The sequence below is a fragment of the Nitriliruptor sp. genome (genome assembly GCF_040882075.1).
GTDB lineage: Bacteria > Actinomycetota > Nitriliruptoria > Nitriliruptorales > Nitriliruptoraceae > Nitriliruptor.
In genome coordinates this window covers 12565-27427 of record NZ_JBBEBZ010000089.1, presented here as the reverse complement: position 1 = coordinate 27427, position 14863 = coordinate 12565, and the positions used below count along the sequence as shown (strand labels likewise).

At 73.2% G+C, this 14863-nt stretch carries 16 protein-coding genes and 1 pseudogene; 8 read left to right on the top strand and 9 right to left on the bottom strand.

Annotated elements, in window-relative coordinates:
* Positions 1 to 444, top strand: a pseudogene (locus WEB03_RS04910) (histone deacetylase family protein); the annotation flags it as partial.
* Between the two features lie 24 nt (positions 445 to 468).
* Here the strand turns inward: WEB03_RS04910 and WEB03_RS04905 are convergent.
* Entirely contained in the window at positions 469 to 1356 is an 888-nt protein-coding gene (locus WEB03_RS04905; RefSeq protein WP_368069837.1) for a hypothetical protein, read from the bottom strand.
* 84 nt (positions 1357 to 1440) lie between these two features.
* Here WEB03_RS04905 and WEB03_RS04900 point away from each other — a divergent pair, with 84 nt between their 5' ends.
* Positions 1441 to 2196, top strand: coding sequence for a J domain-containing protein (locus tag WEB03_RS04900; protein WP_368069836.1), 756 nt, complete (start codon positions 1441 to 1443; stop codon positions 2194 to 2196).
* Positions 2197 to 2356: 160 nt separating this feature from the next.
* Positions 2357 to 2563 (top strand): hypothetical protein, encoded by a 207-nt coding sequence (locus WEB03_RS04895; protein WP_368069835.1) that lies wholly within the window; start codon positions 2357 to 2359, stop codon positions 2561 to 2563.
* Between the two features lie 68 nt (positions 2564 to 2631).
* On the opposite strand, the gene WEB03_RS04890 is transcribed toward WEB03_RS04895, so the two are convergent.
* Both WEB03_RS04890 and WEB03_RS04885 read right to left on the bottom strand, forming a co-directional pair.
* On the bottom strand, positions 2632 to 3309 hold the full coding sequence (locus WEB03_RS04890) for a S1C family serine protease (RefSeq protein ID WP_368069834.1): 678 nt from the start codon (positions 3307 to 3309) through the stop codon (positions 2632 to 2634).
* A 47-nt stretch (positions 3310 to 3356) separates the two neighbouring features.
* The gene (locus tag WEB03_RS04885) at positions 3357 to 3872 is read right to left on the bottom strand and encodes a hypothetical protein (protein ID WP_368069833.1); all 516 of its coding nucleotides are present in this window, start codon (positions 3870 to 3872) and stop codon (positions 3357 to 3359) included.
* A gap of 226 nt (positions 3873 to 4098) precedes the next feature.
* Here WEB03_RS04885 and WEB03_RS04880 point away from each other — a divergent pair, with 226 nt between their 5' ends.
* Positions 4099 to 4641: a DUF4916 domain-containing protein gene (locus WEB03_RS04880; RefSeq protein WP_368069832.1), complete on the top strand. Its 543-nt coding sequence runs from the start codon at positions 4099 to 4101 to the stop codon at positions 4639 to 4641.
* 267 nt (positions 4642 to 4908) lie between these two features.
* On the opposite strand, the gene hemW is transcribed toward WEB03_RS04880, so the two are convergent.
* Complete coding sequence (gene hemW, locus WEB03_RS04875; RefSeq protein WP_368069831.1) at positions 4909 to 6183, bottom strand: radical SAM family heme chaperone HemW; 1275 nt, start codon at positions 6181 to 6183, stop codon at positions 4909 to 4911.
* Entirely contained in the window at positions 6174 to 6779 is a 606-nt protein-coding gene (locus WEB03_RS04870; protein ID WP_368069830.1) for a DUF1269 domain-containing protein, read from the bottom strand. Before WEB03_RS04870 ends, hemW begins: the two co-directional genes overlap by 10 nt.
* A gap of 243 nt (positions 6780 to 7022) precedes the next feature.
* Between WEB03_RS04870 and WEB03_RS04865 the strand changes: the two genes are divergently transcribed.
* Both WEB03_RS04865 and WEB03_RS04860 read left to right on the top strand, forming a co-directional pair.
* Positions 7023 to 7403 (top strand): hypothetical protein, encoded by a 381-nt coding sequence (locus WEB03_RS04865; protein ID WP_368069829.1) that lies wholly within the window; start codon positions 7023 to 7025, stop codon positions 7401 to 7403.
* A 9-nt stretch (positions 7404 to 7412) separates the two neighbouring features.
* A complete protein-coding gene (locus tag WEB03_RS04860) occupies positions 7413 to 8636 on the top strand; it encodes a putative glycoside hydrolase (RefSeq protein ID WP_368069828.1) in 1224 nt (407 codons plus the stop codon).
* 44 nt (positions 8637 to 8680) lie between these two features.
* Here the strand turns inward: WEB03_RS04860 and WEB03_RS04855 are convergent, their stop codons facing one another.
* Both WEB03_RS04855 and lepA read right to left on the bottom strand, forming a co-directional pair.
* Entirely contained in the window at positions 8681 to 9145 is a 465-nt protein-coding gene (locus WEB03_RS04855) for a hypothetical protein (RefSeq protein ID WP_368069827.1), read from the bottom strand.
* A gap of 150 nt (positions 9146 to 9295) precedes the next feature.
* Positions 9296 to 11146 carry a translation elongation factor 4 gene (lepA, locus tag WEB03_RS04850; protein WP_368069826.1) on the bottom strand — a complete coding sequence of 617 codons (1851 nt, stop codon included), beginning with the start codon at positions 11144 to 11146 and terminating at the stop codon, positions 9296 to 9298.
* Between the two features lie 190 nt (positions 11147 to 11336).
* Here lepA and WEB03_RS04845 point away from each other — a divergent pair, with 190 nt between their 5' ends.
* Positions 11337 to 13481 (top strand): RNB domain-containing ribonuclease, encoded by a 2145-nt coding sequence (locus WEB03_RS04845; protein WP_368069825.1) that lies wholly within the window; start codon positions 11337 to 11339, stop codon positions 13479 to 13481.
* Positions 13482 to 13487: 6 nt separating this feature from the next.
* On the opposite strand, the gene WEB03_RS04840 is transcribed toward WEB03_RS04845, so the two are convergent.
* Together WEB03_RS04840 and WEB03_RS04835 are read right to left on the bottom strand one after the other, a co-directional pair.
* A complete protein-coding gene (locus tag WEB03_RS04840) occupies positions 13488 to 13742 on the bottom strand; it encodes a hypothetical protein (RefSeq protein WP_368069824.1) in 255 nt (84 codons plus the stop codon).
* A gap of 29 nt (positions 13743 to 13771) precedes the next feature.
* Positions 13772 to 14395, bottom strand: coding sequence for a hypothetical protein (locus WEB03_RS04835; protein ID WP_368069823.1), 624 nt, complete (start codon positions 14393 to 14395; stop codon positions 13772 to 13774).
* Positions 14396 to 14622: 227 nt separating this feature from the next.
* Between WEB03_RS04835 and WEB03_RS04830 the strand changes: the two genes are divergently transcribed.
* The gene (locus tag WEB03_RS04830; RefSeq protein WP_368069822.1) at positions 14623 to 14826 is read left to right on the top strand and encodes a cold-shock protein; all 204 of its coding nucleotides are present in this window, start codon (positions 14623 to 14625) and stop codon (positions 14824 to 14826) included.
* The last annotated feature ends 37 nt before the right edge of the window (positions 14827 to 14863 follow it).

The following is a 14863-nucleotide window of genomic DNA, read 5'->3' as shown; positions in this document are numbered from 1 at the left end:
GTCCACCACGGCAACGGGACCCAGGAGATCTTCTGGGACGACCCCGAGGTCCTGTACGTCTCGCTCCACGGCGACCCCGATGGCCTGTACCCGTACGCGACGGGACACGCGCGCGAGATGGGCGGCAGCGCGGGCTTCGGCGCGACCATCAACGTCCCGCTGCCACCGGGGACCCAGGACCGCGAGTACCTCGCCGCGCTCGACGAGGTGCTGCCGCTCATCGACGGTTTCGCACCCACGGCGGTGGTGGTCTCGCTCGGTCTGGACACCGCGGCGGTCGACCCGCTCGGCAACCTCGAGCTGACCGTGGAGGGGCTGCGAGGTGTCGGCCGTCGCCTGCGCGAGCTCGGGCGGCCGACCGTACTCATCCAGGAGGGTGGCTACGCCGTCGACCACCTCGGTGCGTTGCTCGGCGCCACCCTCAACGGTCTGGTCGCCGACTGACCCCCGACCTGCCCACCGGATCGGTCAGTCCTCGAGCCGACGGCCGACGACGCCGGGCACCAGGCGGGTCGCGGCCAGCGCCGCCGCGATCGGTCGCAGCGCATCGAGCAGCTGCGCGGTCCGCTCCGGACCGAACGCCCGCCACGGTGGCGCCGCCAGCGCATCGGTGTGGGTCTCGATCCGGTCGCGGGTGGCGCGACCCCGCTCGGTGAGCTGTCCGTCGGCGTCGAGCAGGCCGCGATCACGCAGCCGGCCGACGGCGGCGTCCCACTCGGCATCGGTCCACCCACGCCGGGGCTGCAGCACCGCCCGGACCTTCTCCCCGTCCCCCGCCACCGTGAGGTGGGACTCGCACCCGTCGATCCCCGCGGCGACGAGCGCCGCCAGGTGACCGTCGCCCCGGGACTCCCGGATCCGCGTGGCCGCCTCGAACAGGATCAGGTGCGAGGCGTCCGGCCAGGGGGCGCCTGCTCGAGCCGCCGCCAGGGTCCGGCCGACGATCGGGTGGAACATGGCGACCTGACGGGCCAGCTCCGCGGCCCGGGCGACCTGCGCGTCGAGGCCGTCGAGGACCGGCGCGAGGCTCTCCCCGACCGCGTCCACCGTCGCGGCGTGGACCTGCTGCGGGCTGGCCGCTTCCCAGGCGGCCGGGAGCGCGGCCTGCATCAGGCTCGGCGCGAAGCCGTAGAAGGTGGCCGTCGCGATCTCGGGACCGACCGGTCCCATCGGGGCGATGCGCCCCGCCGTGTACCCACCCCAGGGCAGGTCGAGGCCGAGCGCCGCGTGGCGTTCCGCGACGATCGGCGAGAAGTACTGCGGGACGTGCACGCACTCGAGGTGGACCCACAGCCGACGCGCGGTGGCGCGCTCCTGCTCGGTCGTCCCGAGCGTGGTCAGGCCATCGTCGTGCACACGAGCTCCGCATCGTCGGTCGGCCGCGAGCGTAGGCCGACGGGGCCCCCGTACCCTCCGACCCCGCCTGGACCCGCCCCGCACATGACGGAGCCGACGCTGACCGGACCGCCCGACCCGACCGACGCGCTGCGCGTCCTCAAGCTCGCTCCCGGAGCGGACGAGCCGGCCATCAAGCGTGCCTACCGGCGACTCGCGCGGGAGCACCACCCGGACGTCGGCGGCGACGTCGCGACGTTCCAGGAGCTGCAGCTCGCCTTCGAGGTCCTGCTCGGTACCGGTGCGCCGGCACCACCAGCGCCGCCCGGCCGGCCGTCGCGCGACCGCGACGCCTGGAGCTCCGAGCAGGCCGGATCGGCGCGTCCGCACGCCGACGCCTCGACCGTCGACTGGGCCGGGGCGCTGCCCGAGGTCGGTACCCGGCTGTCGTGCGAGCTCGTCTCGCGGTGGCTCGCCTCCGGCGATCCGGCCACGGTCGTCTGCCCCCTGGCGGCCACGTCGCGGGCGCCGGGCTCACGCCTCAACGGCGCCGCGCCACGGTTGTCGTCCGACCTGACGTCGCACCTCGAGGTCCACCCCGACGTCGACGACCGCGGCCGGCCGGTGGTGGTCGTGAGCGTCGTCGCGGACACACGCCGTGGGCGCAAGGCCCTCGATCGGGTCCCGCTCGACGGCGGGTGGGTGCGGCGCCGCACCTCGACGGCGACCTACCTGCGTTGGACCGCCGCCCCGGACGCCGAGCGACGGGTGACCGCCGTCCGCGCGGCCCGGATCCTCGCGGACCTGCTCGACCGCGCCGACTGGCCGCTCACGGCCTGGACCATCACCTCGGAGAGCTGAGCGCGGACCACCCGTCGAACGGAGGGGGTACGGCCCCCGTCCGCTCGACCACTCTGGCCCGTGCATCGCCCGACCGGGCTCGTACTACCGTGGTCGTAGCTGCTGCACCGATTCGTGCGGCATCGCTCGCTCCCGCGAGCAACATCACGGAGGAACCACATTGAAGAAGCACCTGCGTCTCGCCACGGCGGCCTTCGCCGCCACCACCCTCGTGCTGGCCGGTTGCGCCGACGACGGTGACGACACCACCACCGACACCACCGAGACCGTGGACGACGGCGCGGTCGAGGAGCCGGCCGTCGACGACGCCGGCCTCGAGGAGGACCCGGCCGTCGACGCTGGCGAGGAAGAGCCCGCGGAGGGCTGAGCCTTCCCCCACTCGCATCGTGAAGCGGGGCCGACCCACCAGGGTCGGCCCCGTGCCACGTCTCGCGGTCAGCAGCTCGGGACGGGCGGGGTGAGCTCGTGGCTCTCGAGGCGTTCGAGCAGGGTGTCGATCGGGACCGCGAGCCCGTCACCCGAGCCCACGTCCAGGGCGAAGACGATGCCGATGACGCGGCCCTCCTCGTCGAGCAGCGGGCCTCCGGAGTTGCCCTGCTGGATCTCGGCATCGACCCGGATCACGTCAGCGGGTTCGCCGAGGAGCTCGCCCTCGATCAGGGCCACCACCTCCCCCGTCGACACCGTCGCCGGACCGCCACCGGGGTAGCCGACCACGATGACGGGTTCACCCTGCTCCACCGGTTCGGTGCGCAGCTCCGCCACGGGCAGGTCCGTGGCACCCCGTAGCTGGAGCACGGCCAGGTCCGAGTCCACGGCGATGCCGCTCACCTCGGCTCGCAGCGAGCGCCCGTCCCAGGTGTTGACGGTGACCGCGCGGGGTTCCTCGACGACGTGACGGTTGGTCACGACCAGGTCGCCGGGCAGGACGAACCCGGATCCGAGACCCAGCCGGTCGCACCCGAGCGTCCGGATCCGCACCGTCACCTCCTGGGCGCGCCGGAGCACCGACGCGGCGGCGACCTCCGGCAGGTCGAGGTCGGCCAGCTCGGCCATCCCCGCGAGGTCCTCGTCGGTCGCGAGGGGTGGTGCCGTCGGGACGCAGGCGCTCACCACCGCGACGCAGAGCGCCGCCGAGACCGCTGCTGCCCGACGCGCCCTCAACGCAGCAGGAGGTCGGCGCGGGCGGAAGCCGCCGCTCCGTCCGTCCGCGCCGCGTTGCACTCCGCGGTCGTGGCCGTCCGCGCCACGTTGAGCAGCCCGACGTCGACGTCCTCCCCAGCCGCCTGGCGGTTGAACGCGCCGATGGCGTCGTTCAGCAGATCGAAGAGCTGGTCGACGCACCCGTCGAGCGCCGTGACGGCGTCGGCGACCTGCGAGGCGAGATCGACGAGCACGTCGCGCTCGACGCTGGTGGTGGTCGCGACGTCCTCGGCCTGCGCCTTCTCGTCGGCGAGGTCGCGGACCCGGTCCTCGAGCTGGGCCACGTCGCTCTCGGACAGCGCGAGCGAGTCCGCGATCTCCTCGAGCTGTCGTTGGAGCGCCTCGGTGCGGCCACGGGCGTCGTCCCGTTGCTCCTCGAGCGCCGCCGCGCGCGCCTGCCACCCGGCCGCGACCTGTCGCTGCTGCACCCCAACGGCCGACCCGATCAACGCCACGAGCAGCAGCACGACCACCGGGAGCACCCGCCGGCGGGGCGGGCGCGGGGGTCTGGTCGGTGGCGCCGGCGGCGCCGAAGGACCGCTCACTGCGGGGAGCTCCTCGGACGGGTGGCTACGAGGTCGGCCAAGCGTGCCACGCCGCGTCCCGACGGGCGGCGCTGGCGCCACCGGGCGGCGGGCCGCGCACGTGCGGCGTCGGGGTGGAAGACTCCCCGCCACGCGCCCGAACCGAGGAGGACCGTTGAGCAGCCACGACACGCTGGAGACCGATCCGGGCTGGCTGTCGGAGGACCAGCTCGGCGCGGTCCGTGGCCAGGTCCCGATGGTCTACGTCGAAGCCGTACCGGTACGGGTCGACCACCTCGGTCGCATCGAGAAGGTCGGCGTGCTGCTCCGCCCCGGTGCGGACGGTCGCATCTCGCGCGCGGTCGTCTCCGGGCGGGTCCTGTTCAACGAGTCCCTCCGGGACGCTCTGTGGCGCCACCTGTCGAAGGACCTCGGAACGGACGCGGCACCGAACCTGCCGGTCGGCACGGCCCCGTTCACCGTCGCCGAGTACTTCCCCGAACCCGATCGCAGCGGGTTCCACGATCCCCGCCAGCACGCGGTTGCGCTCGGGTACATCGTGCCGTGCGACGGGGAGTGCGCTCCCGCCCATGACGCGCTCGACCTCACCTGGCTGTCCCCCGCCGAGGTGATCAGCCCCACGATCGCCTCGGAGCTGTCCGAGGGCCACGCCCGGCTCGTCCGGCGGGCGCTCGCCTTCTGCGGACAGCTGCCCTGAGCGACGAACGCACGTCCACGCGTCCGAGCGCGCGCCCAGCGTGACACCGCCGGCTCAACCCTCATCCTCATGTGGAGGTTCAGTCACGATCGGCGCACGGAAGGCACGCCGCATCGCACGTAGGGGCCCGTCCTCGCCCCCGATATCTGACCACCGAGCGGCTGACCCTCGACCTCTAGTGGAACCCGACCCCGGCCCCAGGCGCGCCAGAGAGGCGCAGGAGCGCCGGAGCGGACCGGCCCGCACCGTCGCCCTACCCCCCCCCGCTCAGCCCCGGAGACGCGCAACCGCGTCATCGAGCAGGAACCAGCCCTCGTCGGTGCACCGCAGGCGACCGCAGGACGTCTCGACGAGCCCGGACCCGAGCGCCTCTTCGTAGGCGACCGGGTCGATCGGTGGGACGTCGCCCGGGTGGAGGCCCTCGCGGACGCGGAGCCCGAGGAAGAGCCGCTCGGTCGCCCGTTCGTCGTCGGTGAGGATCTCGTCCCCGGCGGTGGGGTCCTGGCCCGACTCGACCGCGGCGAGGAAACGGTCGGTCGAGCGCGTCGTCCAGGATCGGCGTCCGGCGAGGTGGGCGTGCGCCCCCACGCCGACACCGAGGTAGTCGCCGTGCCGCCAGTACAGGAGGTTGTGGCGGCTGCGGAGCGGGACGGGCGGACCGTCGGCCGGTGCCGCGATACGCGCCCAGTTCGCGACCTCGTAGTGGTCGAACCCGGCGCGCCCGAGCACGTCGCGCGCCACCTCGAAGCGGGCCCGTTGCACGTCCTCGTCGGGGGCGGGGATCGTGCCCCGGTCGACCGCTCGACCCATCGGGGTGCTGTCGTGCACCGTCAGGGCGTAGGCGGAGACGTGGTCGGTGCCGATGGCCAGCACCTGTTCGAGGGTGGCGGCCCAGTCCTCGTCGCGTTCCCCCGGCGTGCCGTAGATCAGGTCGAGTGATACCTCGGGGATCCCGGCGGCACGCGCCTGCGCGACGGCCTGTGCGGGTCGGCCGGTGGTGTGCTGGCGTTCGAGGGTGGCCAGGACGTGCGGCGCGAACGACTGCGCCCCCATCGAGATCCGCGTGACCCCGGCAGCGACCAGCGCGTCGAACAGTCCCGGCGTCGCGGTCTCGGGGTTGCACTCGACGGTGATCTCCACCCCGGCGGCGACGTCGAGTTCGGCGCGGATCGTCGCCAGAGCCTGCGCGAGCCGCTCCCCCCCGATCAGGGTCGGGGTCCCGCCACCGATGAACACCGAGGTGACCGGACGCCACGCGGGATCGAGATCGGCCGCGGGTGGCGCGTGCGCAGCGGGGCCCGCTGCGACCTGTCGTCGCAGGTCGGCCACCAGCGCGGTCAGGTACCGGTCGTAGAGCGCGTCACGGTCGGACGCCGCGCGGTCGCCCACCGCGGCGGTCGCGAAGTCGCAGTAGCCGCAGCGGTGGCTGCAGAAGGGGACGTGCAGGTAGACCCCGAAGCCGGCAGCAGCCCCGGATTCGACCGGATCAGTCACCCAGCGGCGGGGGTCGGCGTCCGGTCGCGGGGCGGTGGTCAGCCCCACGGGTCGACGGCGAACCGCTCGCGGACCTGGTCGGCGAGGTCGGGGTCGGCGCTGGTGGTCAGCAGACGACCGGGGAAGCGGGAGATCTCGTGCAGCGCTCGCATCTGGTGGCACTCCTCGACGAGCAGGAACAGCGCCGCTTCACCGTCGCCGAGCTCCTCGCCGAGCCGTTTCATCTCGCCGTCGTCGATGCCGTGGTCGCGGAGCTTGCCGAACAGCCCGCCGGCAGCCGCACCGAGCGCCGCGCCGAGGATCGGCTGCGCCACGAACAGGCCCGCGAGCGTGCCGAGCCACGCGCCGCCGACCGCACCCTGCGATGGCGACACGTCGCGCGTCTGTTGGATCCGCACCCGGCCACCGACGCGGGTCACGACGGCGGCGTCCTCGAGCTTGAGCTGGCCGCGCCCGACCATCCGCATCGCGGCGAGCAGCGCCTCCTGGGCGCGCAGCGGCCCGTCGAACACGAACGCCCACAGGTCCGCAGCCGATCCGCCGCGCGCACGTTCCGCGGTGGCGTCCTGGGCGAGGCGTTCCTCGTCGGTCCAGGCGTCGCCCTCCTCGAAGGGAGGTGGCGGGGGCGGCGGCAGCGTGCTCACGGGTCGACCTCCGACGGACCGTCCGGCGGACGGTCGGACCCACCACGGTAGGTCAGGGCCGCCGGGGTCGCGCACTCGAGCGGCCACGACCCGGCGCCATCCGGCGCCATCCGGCGCCATCCGGCGAAGGGTGACGCGTCGGTCGTCACGCCGCCTCGCGGTACCTTCCCGGCCGCGTCGGGGGAACAGGCAGGACACGCGCTCGCGGCCCGGTCGCCGCCCTCCCCCGACCTCGGACCGTCCGTGAAGCAGCTGCGCCCCACCTCCTTGCCCGTCCGCATCCTCGCCTCGCTCACGAGCCTGGCCCTCGTCGCCGGCGCGTGTACGAGCAGCCCGTCCGCCGGTGATCTCGAGTTCGCCGGCCCGGAGGACGACGCGCTCGTCAACGCCGCCGAACTCGAGGAGCTCACCTTCTCGGTCGCCTCGACCGGGGAGGACGGCTACCCGGTGGACGAGCTCCGCATCCTGCTCGACGGGGACGACGTCACCGGCGATGCGGCGATCGACGGGCGGACCCTGACCTACGCGCCCGGCGAGCTGCCCGACGGCGGACGGTCCGTGGTGGTCGCCGAGGTCGACGAGGACGCGGACGCCTCGGGGGAACCGGACGCCGTCCACGAGTGACGCTTCCAGGTGAAGGCGGAGCCGCCCGAGGTCGAGCTGACCTCACCCGACGGCGCCGTGGTCCCGGGTGATCCGGTCACGGTCGCCGGCGTCACCGAGCCCGGCGCGGAGGTCGCCGTCGGGGACGCGACCACCACGGCCGGGGACGACGGCCGTTTCGAGTTCGAGCTCGACGGGGTCGCCGACCAGCTCACCGTCGTGGTGACCGACGTCGCCGGCAACACCACCGAGGTCACCGACGGCGTCGTGTTCGTCGCCTCACGGGTCGAGATCGACCAGGTGCGCACGGTCCACGCCACGTTCTGGGCGTGGGCCACCCCACGCCTGCGCGAACCGATCGTGCAGATGATCGAGGACGGCCGGATCAACTCGCTCCAGCTCGACCTCAAGGACGATGGTGGCCACATCGGCTACGGGTCCTCGGTCCCGCTCGCCGACGAGATCGGTGCCGACCTCGGGCCGCTCGACCTCGAGCAGACCGTGGCGGACCTCCACGACCGCGACGTCGCGGTCATCGGCCGCATCGTGGCGTTCGCCGATCCCACCCTGGCCGCGTGGGCGCGGGAGAACGGCGAGCGTGACTGGGTGATCCAGGTGCGAGGTGAGGACGACTACCACCGGGGGTCCTACGCGGGCTTCTCCAACTACACCCACCCGGACGTCATCGACTACCTCCTCGACCTCGCCGAGGAGGCCGCGCAGGCCGGTGTCGACCACATCCTGTGGGACTACATCCGCCGCCTTGAGGGCACGGACAACTACACCGTCCCCGGTCTCGAGACCACCCCCGAGGAGGCGATCGTCGAGTTCGCACGGCTCGCCGACGAGCGGCTCGTCCCGTACGGCGTGCAGCACGGCGCGTCCGTCTACGGCATCGCGGCAGACCGTCCGGAGCAGATCGGGCAGGACATCCCGGCCTTGGCCGAGCACGTCGATTACGTGGCCCCGATGATCTACCCCTCCTACTGGGGCGTCGGCGAGTACGACGTCGCCGACCCGAACCGCCAGCCCTACGACATCATCCGCGCCACGCTCGAGGTCTGGAACGAGGCGACCGACGGCAAGCGGGCACGCGTCGTCCCGCGGCTCGAGGACACGGCTTACCGCGCGTGGGACCAGCCGCACCAGGTCCGCGAACAGATCCGCGGCGCACGCGACCACGGCATCGACGAGTGGCTCATGTGGAACCCGGGCTCGACCTTCACCCCGGCCGCCTACGAGCAGCGCGAGTGACCGGTCCGTCCCGGCGGCGGTGACGCGCGCCGTGCCCGGGCGGCCTACCCGTCGTCGCGGATGCCGGGATCGGCCGCGATGATCGCGTTCGCCACGGTCTCGTCGATCCCGAGCCGGCCAGCGACGTCCCGCGCGACGCGGTCACGGTCCGGTTCGGGGCGCCCGTCGGGGCCCCGACGCGCGACAGGCGGGTCGTAGGGGTCGTAGACCCGGCGGCGGTGCCCGGCCGGCAACGGGGTGAGCCCGAGGACGCCGAGGTACTCGTCCCAGATCTCGAGCACGGCAACCGCCGTCGGTTCGTCGACCTCCGTGCGCCGCACGACCTCGGCGATCCGACGGGCACGGGTGTCGGGGTCAGCCATCGACTCGGCTTCACCCGCCCCCGGGGGTGTCCAGGAAGGGCCGAGCCGGGTGGGCTCGAGCGACGCGTCGCGGCGGTTGCGCCCCGCGACGAGCGCGACGAGGGCGACGGCGGCGAGCGCGATGAGCGCCAGGAGGAGAGGTTCCACGGGATCCGACCAGGTGACGGGGACAGGGAGAGGGAGAGGGGGTAGCAGGGTCGTCGACCCGCGCGGGAGCGGACGACACCGAGGACGAGCGGTCGGCCACCGTCCGGGTGGGAACCCGGGGTTCCAGCGGCCGTGGGCGGGCGACGGAGCTCAGGTCGAGCCGGTACCACCCGTGCGGAGGGCGGAGACGAAGGCTTCCTGCGGGACCTCGACCGATCCCACGTTCTTCATCTTCTTCTTGCCCTCCTTCTGCTTCTCGAGCAGCTTGCGCTTGCGGGACACGTCGCCGCCGTAGCACTTGGCGAGCACGTCCTTGCGCTTGGCCTTGATCGTCTCGCGGGCGATGATCTTCGCCCCGATCGCGGCCTGGATGGGCACGTCGAACAGCTGCCGAGGGATGAGTTCGCGCAGCTTCTCGGTCATCGTCTTGCCGAAGGCGTACGCCTCGTCGCGGTGCACGATAGCGCTGAAGGCGTCGACCGGTTCGGAGTTGAGCAGCACGTCCACGCGGACGAGGTCACCCTCGGCGTAGCCCCCGACCTCGTAGTCGAGCGACGCGTACCCGCGGGTCATCGACTTCAGCTGGTCGAAGAAGTCGGTGATGATCCCCGCGAGCGGCAACTGGTAACGCAGCTCGACGCGCTCCTCGGTGAGGTAGTCCATCGCGATCATGGTCCCGCGACGGCCCTCGCACAGCTGCATGACCGCGCCGACGTAGCTGGTCGGCGTCAGGATCATGGCCTTGACCGTCGGCTCCTCGATGAGCGCGATGCGGTTGGGCTCGGGCATGTCCTGCGGGTTGGCGACGTCGAGCACGATCGGTTCGCCGGTCTCGGCGTCCTTCTTCTCGAGCGTGACCCGGTAGCGCACCGATGGCGCGGTGGTGATCAGCGGGATACCGAACTCGCGGTCGAGCCGCTCCTGCACGATCTCGAGGTGGAGCAGACCGAGGAACCCGCACCGGAACCCGAAGCCGAGCGCCATCGACGTCTCGGGCTCGTAGGAGAACGAGGCGTCGTTGAGCCGGAGCTTGTCGAGGGCTTCGCGCAGGTCGGCGAAGTCGTCGGAGTCCACGGGGTAGAGCCCGGAGAAGACCATCGGCAGCGGCTCGCGGTAGCCGGGCAGCGCCGGGACGTCCTTGGCGCCCTTGCCGGCGAGGGTGATGGTGTCACCGACCTTGGCCTGCCCGACGTCCTTGATGGCCGCCGACAGCACGCCCACCTCGCCGACCCCGAGCGCGTCGATCGGGACCTCCTCGGGCGCGTGGACCCCGACCCGCTCGATCTCGCCCTCGAACCCGGTCGCGAGCAGGCGGATCTTGTCCCCCGCCTTCAGCTGACCGTCGACGACCCGGAAGTAGACCAGCGTGCCGCGGTAGGCATCGTAGACCGAGTCGAAGATCAGGGCGCGCGTCGGACCTGCGGCTACGCCAGACGGCGCCGGCACGCGGTCGACGATCGAGTCGAGGACCGCGTCGACGCCCTCACCGGTCTTGGCGCTGATACGCAGCACGTCGTCCGGATCGCCGCCGATGACCGCAGCGATCTCGCGCGCGACCTCGTCCGGGCGTGCCGCCGGGAGGTCGATCTTGTTGAGGACCGGGATGATCTCGAGGTCGGCTTCGAGCGCGAGGTAGAGGTTCGCGATCGTCTGCGCCTCCATCCCCTGGGCGGCGTCGACGAGCAGGACCGCGCCCTCGCACGCGTTCAGGGCGCGCGACACCTCGTAGGAGAAGTCGACGTGCCCGGGCGTGTCGATGAGGTTGAGCAGGTACTCGTCGTGGACGTCGCCGAGCGGCTTGTACGGCAGACGCGCGGTCTGGGCCTTGATGGTGATGCCGCGCTCACGCTCGATGTCCATCTTGTCGAGGTACTGCGCGCGCATGTGCCGCGCGTCGACGAGTTCGGTCAGCTGCAGCATCCGGTCGGCCAGCGTCGACTTGCCGTGGTCCACGTGCGCCACGATGCAGAAGTTGCGGATGCGGTCGATCGGGTAGGTCACGTGAGGTCCCGGCTTCAGGTCGTGAGGTGCGCCGCACGGGCGCGTCGGAGGTGTGGGTGAGCGTACCGGCGGGCCCCGGGACCCCCGCCGGCGCGCACCGGTGTGCGCGGGACCCTGTCGACGGGGCACACTGGGCCACACTCCCTCCGAGCGCCTCCCCGCTCCCCCTCTCCCACTCGTGAGATCGCCCGTGCCCGTCCGCGCCCGTTTCCGCCCCCACCCGCGAGGCTTCGGCTTCCTGACCCCCGTGGAGGCGGACGGCACCACGCCGACCCTCCACCGCGGTCCGGGCCCCGATGGCACGCCCACCGAGCACGACGGCATCTTCGTGCCACCGCCGCTCGCCCGTGACCTCATCGCCGACGACCTCGTCGACGCCGAGGTGGAGATCGACGCGAAGGGCGCCAGCGCCACGGCGGCCACACTCGTCGAGCGCGCCCGCAAGATGCTCGTCGGGACCGTGCAGCACGGACCGGGCGGTCTGGTCGTCGAACCCGACCCGCAGCTGGCATCCGGCGCCCTGCCGCTCGCCGCAGGTCCGGCCGCCAAGCTCCCGACCTCGGTCGGGCGGCTGGTCGTCGTCCTCCTCGGTCAGGATGCGGAGGGCGGCGCGATCGGCCAGGCGCTGGTCGCCGGTCCGTTCGTGGGCGGGTCCCCGCAAGCGGTGCGGGCCAGCGCGGCGGTCATCGCCCTCGGGCGCGCCGCACCTGGCCTCGTCCCCGGTGGTCCGCAGGCCGCAGGGCTCGACGCGCTCGAAGCCAACGCCACCCACACCCGGCTCGTCGGCCTCATCGCCAGCGGGAGCCGCGGCGCCGCCGCCGGCCTCGACGCCACCGGCCCGATCCCGGGTGCACAGGCGCCGTGGGTCGACCGCCGTGACGAGCCGTGCCTCACCGTCGACAGCCCGAGCACCCGCGACCTCGACGATGCCATCGGCGCCTCGTGGGACGGGGACGCCGCGTCACCGGTCGAGGTCGCGGTCCACATCGCCGACGTCGGCCGCGCCATCGGTCTCGACTCCCCCGCCGACCGTTACGCCCGCGTCGCCGGTGCGACGGCCTACCTCGCCGTCGGCCACAGCGCTCCGATGCTCGACCCGTTGCTGTCCGAGGACACCCTGTCGCTGCGGCCCGGCGAGGACCGGTTCGCGCTCAGCGTCCGGTTCTCGGTAGCCGCCGACGGTTCGCTCGGCGAGGTGACGGTCGAGGTCTGCGCGATCACCTCACGCGCCCAGCTGACCTACGGCGCGGTCGACGCCTGGCTCGACGGCGACGAGGCCGACGTCCGCGGCGAGGCTGGCCTCGCCGGTGGCGAGGTCGTGAACGTGCTCCGCGGAGCGGTCGAGGCAGCGCGCCGGCTCGGTGTCGAGCGCGACGCTCGCGCGACGTTCGAGGACCTGTTCGCGTCGGCCGAGGTCACCCCCGCGGTGGTCGACGGCAAGCTGACGGCCGTCGAGGCCGAACCGCACGCTGCGGCCTACCGCTTCATCGAACGGCTGATGGTGGCCGCCAACGAGTCGGTCGCCTCCTGGCTGATCGCTCGCGAGGTGCCCGCGCTCTACCGGGCGCACGTCGGCGTCGACCCCGAACGTGCCGCCCGGCTCCATGCCGCCGCCACCGCGGTCGGGGTGTCGCTGCCCGCCCTCGAGGCGGTCTCGACCGGTACCGCCACCGACGCCGACCAGGACGCGGTCAGCGCGGAGCTCGTCGCAGCGATCGAGCAGCTCGCGACCGAGGGTCGCGACGAGGACCACGATCTGCTGGTGGCTGCAGCGACCTCGTCGATCGCTCGCGCGACCTACGACCCGGACCCGTCGTCGCACCGCGGGCTCGCGTCCGGCGCGTACTGCCACTTCACCTCGCCGATCCGCCGGTACGCCGACCTCGTCGTCCACCGCCAGATCCGTGCCGAGCTCGCCGGTGAGACCCCGCACTACTCCACCGACCAGCTGCGCGCGCTCGCCGGTTGGATCGACGCTCGCGCCGGCGCGATCGACCACCTCACCGGCCGCGAACGTGGCGACCTGTGGGCACGCCTGCTCGACCGTGGCTACCTCGGATCGGACCCCGAACCGGCCGTGGTCACCGGTGTCACCGCCAACGGGGTGAAGGTGCGCCTCCCCCGGCTCGGGGTCCCCGGCTTCGTCACCGCCGAGCGGCTGCTCGGGCTCGGCCCCAGGGAGCGCGGCCGCCTCGAGGTCGACGAGCACGGCATCGCGACCACCAACGAGCTGTCGACCGGTGCCGGTGCGTGGCGGCTCGGTCAGCGGATCACGGTCCGCTTCGTCGGCCTCGACGACACCGGCCGGACCATCTGGCGGCTCGGCGACCGCTGACCGCCGCTACGGCGTGAGGGCGGTCACGGCGTCGGGCGACGGCGTGCGTGGTGCTCTGCTCGGGTTCTCGAGCAACGCACCGATCAGGAGCAGCCCGGCCAGCACCAGGACGGCGATCCACACGCCGGGGTGCTGCCACAGCGACCGTCTCGGCCGGGCCATCGGTGGGTCCTCGGCGCGCGGCGGCGGCGGCGGTGGCGCCATCCCCGCCCACGGGTCGGGGGGCAGCTCACCATCACGGTCACGCCAGCCGTCGGGCACCGGCTCCCTCCTCGGTCGGTGACGGCACGTTACGCCGGCCGGCCGCCGTGCCACCACGCGACGTGCGGGTACTCGCGGTGGTCGACACCGGGTGGCGGATCGTCGATGGTGTCGGCGCCCACGACCGGTCCCGATGGATCGAGGTCGTCCTCGCGCGCCACCTCGTGCGCGAGATCGAGGACGGCGGCCGCGATACGCCGTTCGACGAGCAGGTACGGGCCGACCTCGCTGCGGTGGGTGGTCTCGACGGTGATCTCCACCGCGCCGGCGGTCGCGGGGTAGGCCGGTCGCGCGATGCCGACCCGGCGGTGGTCGCCGCGCGGGGTCGGTGTCCGCAGCAACCGGTCGAACTCGGTCGCGGTCAGGACCGGGAGCCACCAGGCTCGGAGCCAGTCCTCGTGGTCGCTGCGGATGCGTTCCAGCGTCGCCTGCTTCCAGTGCTCGCGGAAGCCGTCGGCGAGCCCGGCGCGCAGCTTGCCGCGCAGGGCCGGGTCCCCGAGGACCCGGCGCAGGGTCGCATCGTCGGACCGTAGAAGCTTGTCCACGTCCGGGACTCGGCGCAGGATCAACGGGGCGACAGCTTGGCCGAAGCCACAGGCGCGGGCGATGGCGGTCACGGCCCGTGCCTGGCGGTCACGCTGCTGCGGGGTCAAGGCGGTCTCCTCGGCACGGGCGGACGGGGCCGCTCGTCGCCGGTCGTGCCGCCTGCCTACCACACACCCCGCCCGCCGCCGCGAGCCCCGCGCCGGCGCCGCCGAACGGCGTGGGCAGGACAGCCGCCGGCCCTGTAGGCTCCTGTCATCACGCAACCGGCCCGGGTTCCACTTGTCTGCGCTTCTGCAGGCGACCCGACCGGCGCGATTCAGATGGGATGCATCACATGCCACAGGGCACCGTTAAGTGGTTCAACGCCGACAAGGGCTACGGGTTCATCACCCCAGCCGAGGGCGGCGAGGACCTGTTCGTGCACTTCTCCGCTATCCAGTCCGAGGGCTACAAGACCCTCGAGGATGGACAGCAGGTCAGCTTCGAGGTCGGTCAGGGCCAGAAGGGCCCGCAGGCCACCGACGTCCGTCCGGTCTGACCAGACCGCGGCACGGACGCTGGCCCGCGAGGCACCG